The 17,115-nt window shown below is 59.0% G+C and carries 17 protein-coding genes; 9 read left to right on the forward strand and 8 right to left on the reverse strand.

Annotated features, from left to right (window positions below; genetic code table 11):
- Window positions 1-223 precede the first annotated feature (223 nt).
- Genes ACNJYB_RS14300 through ACNJYB_RS14310 form a run of 3 tightly spaced genes read left to right on the forward strand, consistent with a single transcriptional unit; the run spans window position 224 to window position 2,833 of the window.
- Window positions 224-1,813 carry a type II and III secretion system protein family protein gene (locus tag ACNJYB_RS14300; protein WP_439374544.1) on the forward strand — a complete coding sequence of 530 codons (1,590 nt, stop codon included), beginning with the start codon at window positions 224-226 and terminating at the stop codon, window positions 1,811-1,813.
- A 12-nt stretch (window positions 1,814-1,825) separates the two neighbouring features.
- Window positions 1,826-2,236 (forward strand): hypothetical protein, encoded by a 411-nt coding sequence (locus ACNJYB_RS14305; protein WP_439374545.1) that lies wholly within the window; start codon window positions 1,826-1,828, stop codon window positions 2,234-2,236.
- Between the two features lie 48 nt (window positions 2,237-2,284).
- Window positions 2,285-2,833 carry a tetratricopeptide repeat protein gene (locus tag ACNJYB_RS14310; RefSeq protein ID WP_439374546.1) on the forward strand — a complete coding sequence of 183 codons (549 nt, stop codon included), beginning with the start codon at window positions 2,285-2,287 and terminating at the stop codon, window positions 2,831-2,833.
- Window positions 2,834-2,948: 115 nt separating this feature from the next.
- On the opposite strand, the gene ACNJYB_RS14315 is transcribed toward ACNJYB_RS14310, so the two are convergent.
- The gene (locus ACNJYB_RS14315) at window positions 2,949-3,416 is read right to left on the reverse strand and encodes a hypothetical protein (protein ID WP_439374547.1); all 468 of its coding nucleotides are present in this window, start codon (window positions 3,414-3,416) and stop codon (window positions 2,949-2,951) included.
- Between the two features lie 281 nt (window positions 3,417-3,697).
- On the opposite strand from ACNJYB_RS14315, the gene ACNJYB_RS14320 reads away from it, so the two are divergent.
- Window positions 3,698-4,911, forward strand: a protein-coding gene (locus tag ACNJYB_RS14320) for an IS3 family transposase (protein WP_439375484.1) whose coding sequence is annotated in 2 segments (ribosomal slippage) — window positions 3,698-3,974 and window positions 3,974-4,911 — 1,215 coding nt in all. Because the reading frame shifts where the segments join, the coding sequence is not laid out codon by codon here.
- A gap of 772 nt (window positions 4,912-5,683) precedes the next feature.
- Here the strand turns inward: ACNJYB_RS14320 and ACNJYB_RS14325 are convergent.
- Both ACNJYB_RS14325 and ACNJYB_RS14330 read right to left on the reverse strand, forming a co-directional pair.
- Window positions 5,684-6,103, reverse strand: coding sequence for a hypothetical protein (locus tag ACNJYB_RS14325; RefSeq protein ID WP_439374548.1), 420 nt, complete (start codon window positions 6,101-6,103; stop codon window positions 5,684-5,686).
- A gap of 470 nt (window positions 6,104-6,573) precedes the next feature.
- A complete protein-coding gene (locus ACNJYB_RS14330; RefSeq protein WP_439374549.1) occupies window positions 6,574-7,059 on the reverse strand; it encodes a hypothetical protein in 486 nt (161 codons plus the stop codon).
- Window positions 7,060-7,486: 427 nt separating this feature from the next.
- Between ACNJYB_RS14330 and ACNJYB_RS14335 the strand changes: the two genes are divergently transcribed.
- Window positions 7,487-7,780, forward strand: coding sequence for a hypothetical protein (locus ACNJYB_RS14335; RefSeq protein WP_439374550.1), 294 nt, complete (start codon window positions 7,487-7,489; stop codon window positions 7,778-7,780).
- Here the strand turns inward: ACNJYB_RS14335 and ACNJYB_RS14340 are convergent.
- The 5 genes from ACNJYB_RS14340 to ACNJYB_RS14360 form a co-directional block, all read right to left on the reverse strand.
- Complete coding sequence (locus ACNJYB_RS14340; RefSeq protein ID WP_439370872.1) at window positions 7,749-9,017, reverse strand: IS256 family transposase; 1,269 nt, start codon at window positions 9,015-9,017, stop codon at window positions 7,749-7,751. The two genes, ACNJYB_RS14335 and ACNJYB_RS14340, sit on opposite strands and share 32 nt — an antisense overlap.
- A 1,065-nt stretch (window positions 9,018-10,082) precedes the next feature.
- Window positions 10,083-10,580: a cupin domain-containing protein gene (locus ACNJYB_RS14345; RefSeq protein WP_439374551.1), complete on the reverse strand. Its 498-nt coding sequence runs from the start codon at window positions 10,578-10,580 to the stop codon at window positions 10,083-10,085.
- Between the two features lie 328 nt (window positions 10,581-10,908).
- Window positions 10,909-11,040, reverse strand: coding sequence for a hypothetical protein (locus ACNJYB_RS14350; protein ID WP_439374552.1), 132 nt, complete (start codon window positions 11,038-11,040; stop codon window positions 10,909-10,911).
- 207 nt (window positions 11,041-11,247) lie between these two features.
- Window positions 11,248-11,424 (reverse strand): hypothetical protein, encoded by a 177-nt coding sequence (locus ACNJYB_RS14355; protein ID WP_439374553.1) that lies wholly within the window; start codon window positions 11,422-11,424, stop codon window positions 11,248-11,250.
- Between the two features lie 87 nt (window positions 11,425-11,511).
- Window positions 11,512-11,820, reverse strand: coding sequence for a hypothetical protein (locus tag ACNJYB_RS14360; protein ID WP_439374554.1), 309 nt, complete (start codon window positions 11,818-11,820; stop codon window positions 11,512-11,514).
- 197 nt (window positions 11,821-12,017) lie between these two features.
- Between ACNJYB_RS14360 and ACNJYB_RS14365 the strand changes: the two genes are divergently transcribed.
- The 4 genes from ACNJYB_RS14365 (at window position 12,018) to ACNJYB_RS14380 (ending at window position 16,858) form a co-directional block, all read left to right on the forward strand.
- Complete coding sequence (locus ACNJYB_RS14365) at window positions 12,018-13,286, forward strand: IS256 family transposase (RefSeq protein ID WP_439370872.1); 1,269 nt, start codon at window positions 12,018-12,020, stop codon at window positions 13,284-13,286.
- A gap of 454 nt (window positions 13,287-13,740) precedes the next feature.
- Window positions 13,741-14,787 carry a phosphatase PAP2 family protein gene (locus tag ACNJYB_RS14370; RefSeq protein ID WP_439374555.1) on the forward strand — a complete coding sequence of 349 codons (1,047 nt, stop codon included), beginning with the start codon at window positions 13,741-13,743 and terminating at the stop codon, window positions 14,785-14,787.
- 84 nt (window positions 14,788-14,871) lie between these two features.
- The gene (locus tag ACNJYB_RS14375) at window positions 14,872-15,633 is read left to right on the forward strand and encodes a phosphoribosylanthranilate isomerase (RefSeq protein ID WP_439374556.1); all 762 of its coding nucleotides are present in this window, start codon (window positions 14,872-14,874) and stop codon (window positions 15,631-15,633) included.
- Window positions 15,634-15,886: 253 nt separating this feature from the next.
- The gene (locus tag ACNJYB_RS14380; protein ID WP_439374557.1) at window positions 15,887-16,858 is read left to right on the forward strand and encodes a dienelactone hydrolase family protein; all 972 of its coding nucleotides are present in this window, start codon (window positions 15,887-15,889) and stop codon (window positions 16,856-16,858) included.
- Window positions 16,859-17,115 lie beyond the last annotated feature (257 nt).

The following is a 17,115-nucleotide window of genomic DNA, read 5'->3' on the forward strand; positions in this document are numbered from 1 at the left end:
GCGCATGACGGATGATGATGCGCTGGAGTCGAACGGCGGGCACCCCTTGTGTGTCCTGAGCCGGCCCGGCTTTGTGCTTAATACCGGTGCCCGCAAGGTGATACGAAGGTAACAATTTATAACGGGACCGATTGTAAGCTCTACCACGCTGTGCGCGAAGGAGAGTTGTTAGGAAGTTGAAGGCCGGGGACGGCCGTGGTGGATTGCGGCGAGGGGGATTGGAATGGGTGGCGGTCACGTTGCGAGGAAGGAAGGACGAAGGCTTCTTGCCTTGAGCGTGATGGGTCTTGGCGCTGCACTTGCCGCATTTGGCACGGTGGACGGCGCGGGGGCGGCAGACCGGCAAGGCTCCTCCAGCGGCGTCTTCGTCAGCGAAATGGGCGACGTCCAGCGCGTCAAGGTGATCCTGAACAAGTCACGCACCTTTAGGGTCGACACAGCTTTTTCGACGATTGTATCGGGTTCGCCCGACATCGCCGAGGTGAGGTCACTGAGCGATCACGTGATCTACGTTCAGGGCAAGCAGCCGGGCTCCACGAACGTCATCCTGTTCGATAATTCGATGAAGCAGATCGGGATCCTGGACGTTGATGTCGTGGAAGATACTGGGAATTTGCAGCGCACTCTGCAGCAAACCATTCTCGCAACCGGCACCAGCGGCATCCGTGTCACGGTCTCGCCGGGCCAGGTGATCTTGAATGGAACAGCCGCGGACGCGGTCGCCGCCGAGCGCGCCGCGTCGATTGCTAGCGCTACCGTCCCGAAGGAATGGAAGGTCGTCAACGCCCTGAATGTGGCGAGCCCGCAGCAGGTCATGCTGGAGGTTCGCTTCCTCGAGGTATCGAGATCGGCTGGCCGCGAACTCGGGGTCAACCTTTATGCTGGGAATGGCAACCTAACCGACGTTGGAAACAGCGGAAAAGCCATCCCCCCTGGCTCCGCGCCGCTGGCCGCCCGGACTCCGCAGGGAGTTCCTCTGGTGGGCGCGACGGCGTCGCTGCTCGGTACTGCAACTCAACCATTCGGTAACTTGTTAACGAACATCCTGAAGCTGAATAACGGGACGTCCGTCGATCTGTTTGTGCAGGCTCTCGAGGAGAAAGGGCTGGTACGCCGCCTGGCCGAACCCAATCTCATGGCTTTGTCCGGGGACGCAGCACGCTTCCTGGCGGGTGGTGAATTTCCGGTACCGGTTGCATCCAATACCACAAACGGCTTTCCCACCACCACCATCGAATTCAAGAAGTTCGGCGTCGAGTTGGGCTTTGTACCGACGGTTCTCTCGCGCGGCGTCATTAACCTTCGTGTTGAGCCGTCTGTGAGCGAACTCGATTTCGCTAATGCCGTTCAGATCCAGGGAACGACGATCCCATCATTGACCAGTCGCAACGCGCGGACCACTGTTGAATTACGCGACGGGCAGAGCTTTGCGATCGCCGGCCTGCTGCAGACCCGAAATGCGCAAGAAGTCAACCAATTGCCGTGGATCGGTTCGGTGCCAGTTCTCGGCGCGTTGTTCCGAAGCGCATCCTATCAGCAGAGGGAAACGGATTTGGTCATCATCGTGACGCCGAGGCTGGTCGCGCCCGCCGTGCCCGGCCAGCAACTGGCCTCACCACTGGACTCGCGCCTGCCGGCCAGCGATGTCGACTTCTTCCTCAACGGACAGATGGAAGTGAAGAAGCGCTACAATGACTACGTCAATTCGGGCGGGGACCTTAAAGGTCCATATGGCCACATTATTGCGCCCGAGCTGCGCGCGCCGGCGCCCGCGGTTGCAGTCGACCAACCCGTTGTGAAGACCCTTAACTGAAGGACGACCAAGATGGGATGTACGGCGTTATTTGCGGTCTTCACGCTGGGGGCCTGTAACGGCCTTTCCGGTCATGACGAGGTGGATCGATACTACCAGCGCTCTGACACGATCACTCTGAGCGCCGGGGACGCCAAGCAAACTAACGCCGCGATCCACACCATCAATCCCTGGCCGAGCTACGTCGGTGATCGCCGGATCGTGTCCCAAGCGGCGAAGACTGATGGCGCTATCAGACGCTATCGTGTCGGCAACCAACCGCGCGATCCGTTGCCGGCGTTTGGCGGAGACGCGCCGGGCTCGGCGCACCCGCCGATGGGACTGGCCGGCGCAATTGGAGCAGCAGTGGATGCCAATGGTAGTAGCATTCTCGTTGGGAGCGGCAGTGGTTTGGCGGCTGCAGGAGCCGCGACCCAACGTTGAAGAGACCCACGGATTGTTCAATCGGTTTTTTGGGGCGGGGACTAGGTGATGCAGCGCCTTTTTGCTTGGCTAGCTTGCGCCTCGCTTGCCACGGCCTTGGCAGGTTGCGATACGGTGCAAGAATACACCGTGCGTGACGCCGCTGTCGTTGCGCCCGGCGCTCCAGCCGGTCCAGACCCCGTGCAGGAGCCGACCGACGTTAAATATTATCCTTCCGATGAACCTGTGCGCATGGGGTTGGAGCACTACAATCGCGGGAATTTCGGACTGTCCCAGCGCTATTTCAAGGAGGCGGTTGAAAAGGCGCCGAAGGACGTCACCGCCTGGATCGGGCTTGCGGCGAGCTACGATCGGCTGCGCCGCTTTGATCTCGCAGATCAGGCCTATGCACAAGCGATTCGGCTGGGCGGTGAAACCGTTCAAATCCTGAACGATCAGGGATATTCGTACATGCTGCGGGGCAATCTGACTGCGGCGCGGCGAAAGTTCGACAGGGCCTATTCGCTCGATCCGGGCAACCCCGTGATCGCCAACAACCTCGAGCTTCTCAATGGCAGCCGGCGGTTCATCGAAAGGCCGCCGAACAATCAGCCATAAGTTTCAATTATTCGTTTGATTTTTATTGATATGGGCAAAAGCGCGTGCCCGCGCCGGGGAACAATTAAGGCAACCTAAACGTTTTTGACGTAAGCCAGACGAAGCTTTTCTTGGCCTACTGGGCATTCGTCTCATGAATCGTCTTTTCAGGTTGCAATTCCTCGGACCGTTGGCGCTCTTTGTCGCTACGCTTTGCGCCGAACTGGCTGCGCTTGCTCTTCAATATGCCCCCAGCTCCGAACTTCTCTGGTTCATCAATCTGAGGATCTTCGGCATCTTTCAGCGCAGTGACGCACTCTTGAGCTACATCGTCACGATTGACGGGTTTCAGTTCTTCGGGATTGCGCTGCCGATTTTCCTGCTGGCCTGCCTTGGGCTCGCTGCCAGGTCCAGGCTCCCGTTCACGGTCGCAACCCACTTGAGCGTTGTCTATGCGGGCTTTTTGGTCCTCGCCTGGCAGGCTGGCGTCGTACCAACCACTACGCAGGCATCGCTCGGACCCATTGCGGTCCCGTCGGGCGCCGGCCTGTACGTGATGGCGACGATTTTGGGCACTTGTGTTCTGTCCTTTGCGATCACGCACCTTCTCTATTTCCTTCACGTGCGAAAGGAAATACACGCTTTGATAAGTTGGTTGCGAACTATCTCGTCTCGTCCAACAACCGCATGATGTCTTCGTAACTTCGAACTGAGTGGAGCCTCCGCGGTTCGGCCGTAACCGGCATGAGGCCCCACCTCGCCATTGCGCGTTTCGCCTGCGATACAGCCTGGCATGAACTGATCGGTGGAGGTGAAATGGACCCCGATTGTGGGACCACGTGCTTAGTTGGAAGGGGCTGCTCCGTTTGATAGACGGAGCGCATGATGACAACGAAGACGAGACGCAAGATCGACGCGGCACTGAAGGCAAAGATCGCGCTGGAAGCCGTGCGGGAGCAGACGACGGTGGCCGATCTGGCCCAGCGCTATGAGGTTCACCCGAACCAGATCTATGCCTGGAAGAAGCAGCTGCTGGACCAGGCGGCCCGGGCCTTTGACGCGGGTGTCGGGCGGGAGAGCGAGGACGCTCGCGAACGAGAGATCGAGAAGCTGCACGCCAAGATTGGACAACTGACAGTCGAGCGCGATTTTTTAGCGCGGAGGTCCGGAAGATGAGCACGCCGGACCGTCGAGGAATGCTCGATCGCGCCGACATGGCGCTGTCGATTCGCCGGCAATGCATGTTGCTTGGTATCGCCCGCTCTGGGGTCTACCGGCCGCCACGGCCGGCCAACGACAACGACCTCGCCCTGATGCGGCGCCTCGACGAGCTGTTCACCGCCTGGCCGTTCCTGGGCTCGCGGCGAATGACCGCGATGCTGAAGGCTGAGGGGCTTCAGGTCAATCGCAAGCGTGTGCAGCGGTTGATGCGCAAGATGGGCATCGCGGCGCTGGGACCAAGGCCGAACACGACAAAGCCGGCGCCGGGCCACAAGATCTATCCCTATCTGCTGCGCAACATGACGATCGACCGGCCAAACCAGGTGTGGGCGGCCGACATCACGTATCTGCCCATCGGCCGCGGCTTTCTTTATCTCGTCGCCATCATCGACTGGGCGAGCCGTGCGGTTCTGGCGTGGCGGTTGTCGAACACGATGGACGTCTCGTTCTGCGTGGCGGCTCTGGAAGAGGCGCTGGCGAAGTACGGCACGCCGGAGATTTTCAACACCGACCAGGGCAGCCAGTTCACCAGCGTGGCCTTCACCGGCGCGCTGGCGGCCGCAAAGATCAAGATCTCCATGGATGGCCGCGGTCGTTGGATGGACAACGTCTTCATCGAGCGGCTGTGGCGGTCTCTCAAGCATGAGGACATCTATCTCAAGGGCTATGCCGACGGCCGCGAGGCCAAGGCAGGGATCGCGAGCTGGATCGCCTTCTACAATGATCGTCGCCTTCATCAGTCCCTCGGCTATCGCACGCCGATGGCGGTCTGGCGCGAACGGATCCAGGCCGCGAAGGCTGTGGACATGGTGGACAACGCTGACGCGTTGACCACATGCCCACAGCAACAGCAGCAGACAGAGTCTCTGGCAGCGTGATAGAAAGGATCAGGAGCGGTCAGTTTCCAACTAACAAACCGGTTCAAGCGGTCCCGCTCCGCGGGTCCATTTCAGAGGTGCAGCGATGGCAAATGCCATGCAATGCGGTCTCACCAAACTTTAGTCGCGCCAGTCATCATCTTGTGCTGCTCGGCTTTGAGCATCGCCACTCTTGTGATGGTCGGGGCGTGGTGAGTTCGCTGGCGAAACGTACATGCGTGAGGAATTTACGTCTCTTGCCTTTCTGGCGGTTACGCTCGCGGGCATCGTCCTGCTCCGGTCTGCTCGCACTGATCATTTTGGATTAGAGCGCGACGAGACGCACTGTAGACTTAGTCAACGCACTGCCGGACCCAGTAACCACCGCTCACCCGTATCCATTGGCATGGACTAGGGGGAGGCTCTTTGACGATCGGCCAGCCGTGAATGTCGATATTTGTCGGTGCGGTTATGCCGCGCCAAAACACCGCGTTGGCGTCAGAGGAACGGAAAAGCAGGGCCGCCGCAAAGCAGGTCACGGCAACGCCGACCAGGAGCACTCGATGCATTGGTTCTATCCGCCGGAGCAATGAAGCCCCAATGCTACGCCGAGTCCGCGGTCAAGCCAAGAGGTTCCCACGTGTTTCGAAGGGAGGGGTACCGTCGAAAGCGCTATGGCGTTGGTGACGTGATCTCTTTTTAAAGGGCGCACGCCAAATGACACGTCGCGGGCCGCAACAGGCGATAGCGTTAACGCGCCGGCAAATGCAAGTGAGGTTATAATTGTCGAGATTCATCGTCTTGGGCTGCCCATTCTGGGCGAAACGCCCATCCTTCCGTGACCCCGATGGCGGCGGTCGACGAAAAACCAGCCGCCGTATGTTGAGTCCCATGCCGGATAGGTTGCATAGGCGAGAGCAGCTTGCTCGCGCTGAAGCCTAAGTCGCTCATTCTCGGCTTCGATTTGCTGCTTCTCGATCGCGCGCCGTTTTTCAAGCTGTGCTCTCTCAAGAGCGCGCTCGTTTCGTGCACGCAGCTCGGCATCGTCGAGGACCTCACCGCCAGGCCCATAGATATGCTCAGTATCCCCCGTGATCACCCGCACCTGCTGGGCAACCGAGGGCGATGCTACGGTTAGACAGGTCGCAATGAAGATTGCTGGCGGCAAGAGAAATACCCTTGTTGCGTCTTGAGTGAGCCGTTCCTTGGTCAAAATGTATCTCCGTAACCGGATCTGGCTTGCTTTCGTGCGGCAGCGCAGTATGTCGCGAGGGGGCTGAGCCGAAGTATTTTTTCCGAGTTGCGATCACTTTCGCTGCTGTGGTGATGGGCACTATAATTAACGGCCGACCTACCAGATTGCCGAAATGCGCGTCGAACAGTGGAATGGGATCAATCTCGGCAAATGCCACCTACTGAGGATGCATTGTTCCAATGGCCGGTTCGGACCGGTGACACCTTCGATGCCGTTCGACGTCGCTGCCGGATTGGCGAAGCCGTCGCCTCGTGCTCGGCGGTGGCCGCGCGAAACTAGCAAAGTCACTCCGCGAGCGCATCTGCTGGCGGCGTCGGATGGGAAGTTCTGATGCAAGCACCCCAGCATTGAAAGTCGTGCTTGTGCACGCCTTCACTTCATTCGTACGGGACTGTGATGCGACAAGAGTAAATCCCCGGCATCGTCCGTCACCCGACGGTCAAAACTACCCAGGATACGGATGCGGCAAAGAGTGCTTGCGAACTGATGCCCAGCGGCCAACTAAGCCTCCGCTTGGTGTGGGCCCATCTGTGAAAACGTTGCAAGGTCGTCAGGGGCTGCTTCGGAATCAACCTGTGCACGACCTGTAGGGGATCGGGCAACATGCCTGCGAGGGCGCCGAGCACGATCACTCCAATCGTTGCCGGCGTCGCGAAAAGCCAAATTGCTATTAATAGACCCGCGCAAGCATCGCAGCCGATAAGAGCCAAATCGCGGAATATGTTCTGATCTGCTAGCAGGCGGTGATTGTTGCCGCGGGACTTTGACGTGATCGCTCGAAGTGGATAATCCCAATGCGGGATCGCATCCATCGCAAAGTGGCTTGCGAAGGCCGCAACCGCAACCAGGATCGGGTGCGACGGGAACAGGCAAGCGATGGCGCCGCCGACAACTGCGTGGGTGCTTAAGATCATATCGGCTCGGCTCGTCTGGCCGCACGGTCGTGCAGCGATCTCCCTTGCTCCATCGTTTCGCATTCAGCCGAGTTCGTCCAGCCTGTTCTGCTCGGCCCGCGCGGGCGCCTTGGCCAGTTGCTTGGTTGTGGCACTGTCGACGATACCGGATGGAGCTTAACGATAGCTCCAATTGGCCGCGCGCTCTAGGGGTTTCTCGGGCCGAAGGCTAGTTTGATGCGTCGTCCCAATGAAAAAGCTCGCGCCGCCTGTTTTCCGGACCACTTTGCTCTTCTGAAATCCGGCGCGTTGGGGGTACTCCCTGGTTCACGCGCGCGAAGGAGCGGGAGGTTCGGCTATATTCTTGCCTGGTCGAGGTTGCCGAATCGGCGTCCTGGATAGTTCTAACCGTCGACTGAGGAATTAACGCGCGATGAGGGGAAGGACCGTGGATCACGACAAGCTCAACGATCGCCTCACGTATCTGGAAGGGCAGGTCTCGCGGTTGCTAGTTGCTCTTTGCTGCGCGCTTAGCGTCATCCTCGTGTTTATCTTCTATCAGAGAGCGCCATTTTCTTTCGATCAGGACGTGGGTGACGCCGTCGTAAGAATGATCGGTGCGGTCGCGTCGTCCTTCGTAGTGGGCTGGCCAATCGTGAGATGGGTCGTCGGCAAAAAGGAGCTATGCAGGATTTTGGGTGACGAGGCGATCAGGCGGCGTGGTTTGCCGGCATGTGGATGACCTCGATGCCGTCGTTGAATCTGACACCTGCGATGAGCTTCGGCAACTGATTTGTGCCTTTGAGCCGCCGCCACTTTTTTGATGCGGCGATAACCAGCTTGAACACCATCAGCCTGGCGGTCGTTGAGGACAGCGATCCTTTCGTTCGCACGGTTCTGTGTCGCACGGTCGCGAACACGCTTTCGATGGGGTTGGTCGTGCGCAAGTGATCCCAATGCTCGGCAGGAAAGTCGTAGAAGGCCAGCAGCGCGTCGCGGTCCTTTGCGAGGCATTCGACCGCCCGGCCGTACTTGGTGCGGTATTTCTCGGCGAAGACGTCGATCGCCACTTCGGCGGCCGCCCGGTTTGGCGCCCAATAGACTTCGCGCAGGTCCTTCTTCATGTTGGCCTGCACCGAGAGCGGGACCTTGTCCAGGACGTTGACGGTCTTGTGCACCCAGCAGCGCTGGTGCCGCGTGCCGGGAAACACCTCGTCAAGCGCCTTCCAGAAGCCGAGCGCGCCGTCACCAACGGCAATTTCCGGGGCGATTTGCAACCCGCGTTGCTTCACGTCGATCAGGAGCTCACGCCAGCTCTGCGCGCTCTCCCGGACACCGACCTGAAAGCCGATCAACTCCTTCTTGCCTTCCGGCGTCGCGCCGATCAGCACCAGCATGCACTCGCCGTGGTCTTCCATGCGTGCCTGCAGGAAGACGCCATCGGCCCACACATACACGTACCGCCGCGCCGAGAGATCGCGCTTCTGCCAACGCTCATACTCGCCCTGCCATTCGGCCGTCAGCCGGGAAATCACCGCCGGCGACAGGTTCGGCGCGTCCTTACCCAGCAGGGCCGTCAGCGCCTCCTGGAAATCGCCCGTCGAGATGCCACGCAGGTACAACACCGGCAACAGCGCATCCAGGCTCCTGGTCCGCCGCGCCCATAGTGGCAGAATCGCCGAGCTGAAGCGGATCCGCTCGCCATCGCCGGCTGCACCGCGGTCCCGGATCTTCGCCCGTGCGACCTCGACCGGTCCGATGCCGGTCGCAATCGTTCGAGCCGGGCCGTAACCATGCCGCACGACACGGGCGCGCCCGTCGGCAAGCTTCAAATCTTTCACCGTGGCAAGAAACGTCTCGACTTCGATCTCCACGGCCTGCGCCAGAAGCTGCCGAGCACCAGCTCGCAAAATATTGGTCAGTGGATCGTCGATCTCGTCGGGCTGACGAAGGGCAACAATATTGCTAGTCTCGTTCATGGCGTATCGCTCTCCTTGAGAGGTTCTGGCAGGCTCGACACCCGCCTCGATACGCCGCCTATCTCATTCCGTCATCACCCAGCTTCACGCATAGCTCGGCAAAAAGTCAGAATAACCGCTTGCCCGTCCGCACTGCTATGACCTGTCCAGCCCGTCCTGCTCAGCCAGCGCGAGCGCCTTCGGCCTCTTGCTCGACCGTGGTGCTATCAACCAGCTCGGGGCGCGTGCGGCGGCGGCTAGGAGGTCGTCCCAATGAAACATTTGGACGGCCGCACGTCCGGAAAGTCCGGCCCGATCTTGCCCTGCTCGAACGGCGCACGGAAGATGCCGTCCGATTGGCGGCGCAGGAGCTGCGCCAGGTTCTGTTTTCGTAGCAGCGACAGCCGCCGAAGATCGTCGCCGCCTCAGCCTAGGATGTCAAAGGCGTAGAGCTGAACCTCATGGTCATGCTCGCGCAAGTTTAGCGCGTTGGAATCGGAACTCCGGTCGACACCCAGCACATCAGCCAGCCGCGGGGAGCTTCTATCCTCGTTTGGTACGCGGCAGCTTGCTTGAGATAATCCTCCCGCACGGGGAGCACTTGTAAATGCGAATCCTGGGCCAATGCGACACGTCGGGCAATTCGCCCAGAAGCGACATTCGGCGCGAGCACTTTTCACAAACTGGACCCTGGACATCGTCGTCGTCGGAGCGCGTCATAAGAGAGCCGAAACCGGAAGAACTACTCCTATTAAACTTCGGACCGACCGTCGGCCAACCGAATTCGGAATAGTCCGTGCTTCTACTGCTTCTTAGGGCGAAGATGCCCGCTCCATGGGCGCCTGGGAGATGCCGTCCTGATCCATAAGGGCGCCTCCCACCCCGGCGATCCATGGTTGGGCGACGCTACACAATGCCTTTCAAGGCGTGCGATCTGGCGGGCTCCACAGGTCCATTGTTCGCAAATCGCTTTGCTCTCTGGGGCTCGGAGATATGGCACCATTCTTCCGGCGAACTCGCCCTGATGATCTTGAAGGGCCCCGACGTGTAACATCGTCGGGGCCTTTTGCTCGTCGCGTTCACCCGTTATTTCGCGGCCTGCTTGCTCGGATCATCGGCCGGATTGACATAGGTGATCGAGAACGGCCCGGGTCCGGCGATCTGTACCACGGTCTCCTCCGTGGTCCAGGCATAGTGGTTCATGCCTGCTGGCATTTCTGCAAAAGCTCCGGCCTTGAGGGACTGCCCTTTGTCCATATCGAGCTTATCGCCGAGACCGACACGGAAGTCGCCTGAGATAACCGTCACGAACTCGTCGGTGGGATGATTATGGGCTGGGACTTTATAATTGGCCGGCATCTTTAGCCGCATCGTGAACAGCCCCTCCTTGCTGGGATCACCAGCGACAACGGCGAGTTGCGCACCGGCCGGGATGGTCGGTGGTGCCGGACCCCACTTGATGTCGTCCACATTAACCGGAGGCATCATTTTCATCTCGGCGGCGTGCAATGCGGGCAAGATTTGAGCTGCTGCTACGACAGCAAGGCCAGAAGCAACAGTAAATGATACGATTGATCGCTTCATTCCTTCCCTCCTTGGCTTACGTCTCACTTCACTAAATCCAGAACTAGGGGGGCGGGCATCCCCACCTTCGAGCCCTCAATGGCCTCCACGCTCGATGACGCGAAAATCGAGGTCGTTATCATCCTACTATGTTTGGCCGGCACGGTCACTTGCGACTGCAACATCGGGGGCGATGTCGCTCGCCTCAGCTGTCGTCCATAGCTTGCTTCACCGCCGACGCGAGCACGTCAAGGTGTCCGGTGGGACCAGTTCCAGAATTAACCCGCAACAAGGACATCAAGCTTAATTCTAGAGCGTGATTGCGGCCGCGCTCCGGAGCCTTAGTGTCTCACACACCGGAAATTGCCTTGTCCGGTCCCGACCAGCGAACTGGCTGCACCAGTTCGTCACAGCTTGGCACGCGCGCATGAGAGAACAGCCAGAACGCGAAACGCTTGATCTCATCGAGATGCGTCGCCAACTTACGGCACTACGTTCAAAACACTCGGACAATCTTTTGATTGCGTCGCTACTGAACCGGTTTTTCGTGAAAGTCGCATTTCTGGTGGAGCCGGCAGACCTTGCGCAAGAGCAGTATCTCCTATCGGAATTCGAACGAACGTTGACGAAAGTCAAGCAGATCGCGGCACGGACGAAATCTAAGTAAGCCACATCGATTGCTGATCATCTATTCCGGCTTGCGGCTGCCGGCTATCTCTCGCGCAGACAAGCTAAACTCCAGCTCTCTGATCTGTTCGATCAGCAATTCGACAATCTGTTCATAGTCGGAGGGCAACAGCGAATTCACGCCGCGCAATCGCATCTGCTCTTGCAGAATGTTAGCCATCAAGGCTTTGACGCTCATGCGTTCTCGTCGAAGAATTGGATGTTCGCAAATCAATCGGAAGTAGATGCCAAAGATAGAGGTGCCAACGGCCAAACTCGCGCGTGATCACCGCCGGACTGCGGTCTCCAAGAACTCGTGCACAGAACTTGGCACCTCATCGTATTCGACAAAACGGCGGCGCAACTCGTCGGCAATATCCATCGTCACGTCACGGGACCAGCCCTCGGCGGTATTGAACGCAACTATCCGCACCGGGTGGCTATATTGGTCGTCCAACAGCCGGCGGAGAAGCGTCTCCCGATCAGCGCCTTCTTCGTCAGCCTCGCACCAGGCGCGCCCGAGCCTGCCAAAATCGTTCAGCACCAGATAGGTGTCGTGATCGACGCGAGGTACGATGGACGGCGAGCGAGGCATACACAGCAACTCACGCTGGGGTCGAACGGAAATTTAGCGTGTTCCCGGCTCCCTGTGTAGCTGGGCACTCGGAAATTCCGAGGTACAGGGGCTTTCCCCGGAGCTATGCGTGAAGCTGGGTGATGACGGAATGGGATAGGCGGCGTATCGAGGCGGGTGTCGAGCCTGCCAGAACCTCTCAAGGAGAGCGATACGCCATGAACGAGACTAGCAATATTGTTGCCCTTCGTCAGCCCGACGAGATCGACGATCCACTGACCAATATTTTGCGAGCTGGTGCTCGGCAGCTTCTGGCGCAGGCCGTGGAGATCGAAGTCGAGACGTTTCTTGCCACGGTGAAAGATTTGAAGCTTGCCGACGGGCGCGCCCGTGTCGTGCGGCATGGTTACGGCCCGGCTCGAACGATTGCGACCGGCATCGGACCGGTCGAGGTCGCACGGGCGAAGATCCGGGACCGCGGTGCAGCCGGCGATGGCGAGCGGATCCGCTTCAGCTCGGCGATTCTGCCACTATGGGCGCGGCGGACCAGGAGCCTGGATGCGCTGTTGCCGGTGTTGTACCTGCGTGGCATCTCGACGGGCGATTTCCAGGAGGCGCTGACGGCCCTGCTGGGTAAGGACGCGCCGAACCTGTCGCCGGCGGTGATTTCCCGGCTGACGGCCGAATGGCAGGGCGAGTATGAGCGTTGGCAGAAGCGCGATCTCTCGGCGCGGCGGTACGTGTATGTGTGGGCCGATGGCGTCTTCCTGCAGGCACGCATGGAAGACCACGGCGAGTGCATGCTGGTGCTGATCGGCGCGACGCCGGAAGGCAAGAAGGAGTTGATCGGCTTTCAGGTCGGTGTCCGGGAGAGCGCGCAGAGCTGGCGTGAGCTCCTGATCGACGTGAAGCAACGCGGGTTGCAAATCGCCCCGGAAATTGCCGTTGGTGACGGCGCGCTCGGCTTCTGGAAGGCGCTTGACGAGGTGTTTCCCGGCACGCGGCACCAGCGCTGCTGGGTGCACAAGACCGTCAACGTCCTGGACAAGGTCCCGCTCTCGGTGCAGGCCAACATGAAGAAGGACCTGCGCGAAGTCTATTGGGCGCCAAACCGGGCGGCCGCCGAAGTGGCGATCGACGTCTTCGCCGAGAAATACCGCACCAAGTACGGCCGGGCGGTCGAATGCCTCGCAAAGGACCGCGACGCGCTGCTGGCCTTCTACGACTTTCCTGCCGAGCATTGGGATCACTTGCGCACGACCAACCCCATCGAAAGCGTGTTCGCGACCGTGCGACACAGAACCGTGCGAACGAAAGGATCGCTGTCCTCAACGACCGCCAGGCTGATGGTGTTCAAGCTGGTTATCGCCGCATCAAAAAAGTGGCGGCGGCTCAAAGGCACAAATCAGTTGCCGAAGCTCATCGCAGGTGTCAGATTCAACGACGGCATCGAGGTCATCCACATGCCGGCAAACCACGCCGCCTGATCGCCTCGTCACCCAAAATCCTGCATAGCTCCTTTCCCCGAAGCATTACCCGGCGTCGTGGCACGGCGGCTCGATGTCCCCAGCGGATAGCCGGACCACGCTGATCCGACCCTGATGTCGGCTATCGCATTTCTTCAGTTCGTTCTCTAAGTTGAATGCGCTTTCGAGGCTAAGACGGTCTTGAGCGAATAACTTCTTCTATCGCAGTCAAGCGTCCTGGCGTTTTCACACACAACCTTCTCGCAACTCAGCCTGCCCCTGCGCCGCGACCGCCTCTTCCGGCGCGTGAGCGCACGTGGTTCCACTCTCAGGAACGGCATCAGTAATATTCGGAAACCAACTTTTCACCAATAATGATGATTGCGCCAGCTCTGAGATTGCAACCGGATTGTGGAGGCGATAAACTTCCGGGAGTGCTGCCGGAAATTGCACGTGCAGTGGATTGGGAATTGAAATGTTCAGTGCTTCGCTGTTTGAGAGAGCAAACTGTGCTGCCAACGAGGAGCGGCGTTCGGTCAGTCACCAGGAACGAAGGATTGCAAACAGGCTGCAGCTGGTCAACTGGTGTCTGGTGGCCGGAGGTGCGCTGGCACTTTGCACCGGGCTTGCCGTAACGACCTTCACGCTGGAAGGTTTGATGAGCAGGGAAGTCCTCACAGCGCCGGCACTGGCGATTGCGGGGGTGTGGCTCATGCAATGGCGCTGGGGCGAGCGGCCGGCGTCCGCCATGATCGCGTTTTCGCAAATGGGATGTTTCGTGATCTCCGCGGCGCCGCTGTCGTATATCGGCTTAGGGAGCGCGATGCCGCTGCAGGACGCGAGGTTCGCCGAGCTTGACCGATTGCTCGGCCTGGATTGGCCTGCATATTTCCACTTTGCGACAGCGCGTCCGGAATTGCTGATCTACGCCAAGCTCTTTTACGCAATGATCCTCGTGCCGGCCGTTGGCGTGCCGGTCGTACTGGGATTGACGCGGCAATTTATCCGCCTGCAGCAGTTCGTGACGGCGTCTACATTGGCGTTGTGCGTCGTGATTGTCGTCTCCTCCTTGCTTCCGGCGATCGGCACCTATTTCGAGTTCGGACTGCCCCCCGAGACCGAACTATTTGTGGCGAATGGATATGGAGGACAGGCGCGCGACATACCGATGCTGCGCGATGGCACGTTGCGAGCTCTTAACCTCGCGAAGCTCGGCGGCATCCTCACCTTTCCCAGCTTTCACGCTGCCATGGCGCTTCTCAGCATCTGGAGCTTATGGACCATCTGGTGGCTGCGTCCTGCCTTGCTGATACTGAATGTTGGGATGCTCGTCTCGACTCCGCTGGTCGGGGGGCATTACTTTGTGGATGTGATCGCAGGTGTTGCGGTGGCTGCGCTGACGATCCAGGCATCTAAACGCCTGACGGAAGTCGTCGTTGCAAGTCCACTCGCGCTCTCGACGCAGCCGAAATCGGAGATCACCGGGGCGACTGGTCGTTATTTCCTTGGCCGCTATATTTGAGCGGACTATTTCCTGGCGCGATACGCCTATGAACGTTTGCTTAAGTGTCCCATCCGCCGCTCGTCGCGCCAGAGCGGACCAGATTTGCTCGACCTGAGTGCTTCGCATTTTGACCCAAACCGTCCATTGACCAAACACCAGGCCATCCGGATTATTGGAATGGTTGGCTGGCAGCGGTGGTGTAAGACAATGCTGACGCAAATTTACGAAGTTGCGACACCTGCGCAAGCCGAGGCAATATCGGCGATCGGCGTGGATCATATAGGCGTGCTCGTAGGCGACGGTGCCTTCCCTCGCGAGCTTCCGGTTCAAAAGGCGTTAGCCGTTATGAAGATGATCCGCGCGCCCTCCGTGCTTTCCGCGCTGTTTCTCTCGGCCGATGTCGCCGTTATCGAACGGATGGCACGGCAGCTTGATCCGCCCATAGTCCATCTTGGCGCATCGAACGAATTGCTTACGCCTGATCTCGTGCTCGCACTTCGAAAGTCTCTGCCAAGGGCCAAATTCATGCGCAGCGTACCAGTTACGGGACCCGAGGCGCTAAGTATGGCGCAAGCATACGATCGAATTGTCGACTGGATCTTGCTTGACAGTCATCGCATAGGTGACTTGCAAATCGGTGCTCAGGGCATGACGCATGATTGGAGCATCAGTCGAAAGATAGTGGAGAGTGTTCGTACCCCAGTAATACTTGCTGGGGGCCTCGGACCAGATAATGTCAAAGAAGCTATTCGGTCGGTGCGGCCTGCCGGCGTTGATTCAAAAACAAGAACCGACCAAGAAGGCACTCACTCAAAAGACCTAGCGAAGGTGGAAGCCTTCTATCGCGCTGCGACGAGCGATTAAATTGCACGTCTCTTTCGGGCCCGAAGGCGAAGATTGTGACTTCGTAGGGGCGCGCGTCGGCATAAGCGGAATAGCGCTGCGAGGGCAGCCTTTGACGCGTAGCATCAGGGCTACGCGCATTAGCGCGATGCAGCAGATCCGATCTCCAGTTCAAGCTTAAAAATGCACAAATCTTCGCCTCAGGGGATTGTTTTGCTGCCCACTCTTAGTGCTATCCTCAGGCATTCTTTGGTTCAGAATATTTGAGGTAGTCATGAATCGGCTTCTCGCGCTCGCCGGAGCAGCGTTGTTGTCATTTGGTTGCGAAATAGCTGAAGCCCAAATCTCGCGGCAGGCGTTTTATTCGATCCCATCCGAGACCGTCTCGGCCGCAGATTTTCTGATGGGGAAGAAAGGCGCGCCTGTCGCGCTCGCAGGTCAATTGCGTTTTTCCAAGTCGGGTCCGGCGAAACAGCCTGTCGTCATTCTGCTTCATTCCGCGAGCGGCCCTATCACGGAGGGCGCGCCTTACGAGGAATGGCCGCGAGTCTTGAATGAAATTGGCATCGCGACATTTGCGGTCGATAGCTATGCCGGTCGCGGGCTGGTCAACTATCCAGCCGATCCAGGCAAGATATCCTTTCCGACGAGAATTGTGGACGCCTATCGCGCGCTCGAAGTTGTCGCCAAGGACCCAAGGGTCGATCCATCGCGCATTGCGGTAATGGGCTTCTCGCAGGGCGCAGCCGCCGCTCTCTATTCCGCCATGGCACGGTTCCAGAAAATGTACGGGAATCCGGACCTGCAATTCGTCGGGCACATTTCCGCGTACGCCATCTGCAATACGCGCTTTCGCGACGACGAGGACGTGAACAAGCCGATATTCATGCTGCACGGAGCAGCCGACGATCTGACTCCCATCGCGCCGTGCCGCGACTACGCGGAGCGGCTTTCGAAAGCAGGCAAGAGCGTGCGCCTCATCGAATACCCTGAGGCATTTCATCAGTTCGACGCCCCGATGTACCGAACCGCAGTCAAATCTGAGCAAGGGCCCACGACAAGGCGGTGTCGCCTTGCGGAAGGCGAGAGCGGCGCGATTCTCAACGAGGAGACTAGGCAGCCATTTACGCCGAGCGATTCCTGTTACGAAAAGGGCTTCACGGGCGGCTACTATCAGGAAGCAGCGGCGAACAAATCCCACGACGACGTGAAGGCTTTCTTGAAAGACCTCTTCCACCTGCAATGACCAACCTTTCGGTTCGTCAAGGTCCGCCGGAGAAGACGTCCGCCCCGTTGAGGTCTGGTTCGCAGAGTTCAGCAAACGCGAACTGCTCGGGTTGAGCTTTTCTCAATTTGACCCTGGGCGCGGAGCTTAGCGTTCTCATTCCGTGCCCACGTCGTCGCATTCTAGAAGCGGCTCGAAACGAACTAATTTATTTCGAGCAGCGAGAGCGCGAGTTTCGAAAGAAGGACCGAGAGCAGCGCGCTGCAGAGCAGCGGCTT

The sequence above is a fragment of the Bradyrhizobium sp. SMVTL-02 genome (genome assembly GCF_051853005.1).
In the GTDB taxonomy this organism is placed as follows: Bacteria; Pseudomonadota; Alphaproteobacteria; order Rhizobiales; family Xanthobacteraceae; genus Bradyrhizobium.

Coding starts and splice junctions, on each gene's coding strand:
- ACNJYB_RS14305 (WP_439374545.1), top strand. CDS start 1,826: ATGGGATGTACGGCGTTATTTGCGGTCTTCACGCTGGGGGCCTGTAAC.
- ACNJYB_RS14355 (WP_439374553.1), bottom strand. CDS start 11,424: ATGAGCGTCAAAGCCTTGATGGCTAACATTCTGCAAGAGCAGATGCGA.
- ACNJYB_RS14330 (WP_439374549.1), bottom strand. CDS start 7,059: ATGATCTTAAGCACCCACGCAGTTGTCGGCGGCGCCATCGCTTGCCTG.
- ACNJYB_RS14365 (WP_439370872.1), top strand. CDS start 12,018: ATGAACGAGACTAGCAATATTGTTGCCCTTCGTCAGCCCGACGAGATC.
- ACNJYB_RS14360 (WP_439374554.1), bottom strand. CDS start 11,820: ATGCCTCGCTCGCCGTCCATCGTACCTCGCGTCGATCACGACACCTAT.
- ACNJYB_RS14345 (WP_439374551.1), bottom strand. CDS start 10,580: ATGAAGCGATCAATCGTATCATTTACTGTTGCTTCTGGCCTTGCTGTC.
- ACNJYB_RS14300 (WP_439374544.1), top strand. CDS start 224: ATGGGTGGCGGTCACGTTGCGAGGAAGGAAGGACGAAGGCTTCTTGCC.
- ACNJYB_RS14370 (WP_439374555.1), top strand. CDS start 13,741: ATGTTCAGTGCTTCGCTGTTTGAGAGAGCAAACTGTGCTGCCAACGAG.
- ACNJYB_RS14310 (WP_439374546.1), top strand. CDS start 2,285: ATGCAGCGCCTTTTTGCTTGGCTAGCTTGCGCCTCGCTTGCCACGGCC.
- ACNJYB_RS14340 (WP_439370872.1), bottom strand. CDS start 9,017: ATGAACGAGACTAGCAATATTGTTGCCCTTCGTCAGCCCGACGAGATC.
- ACNJYB_RS14380 (WP_439374557.1), top strand. CDS start 15,887: ATGAATCGGCTTCTCGCGCTCGCCGGAGCAGCGTTGTTGTCATTTGGT.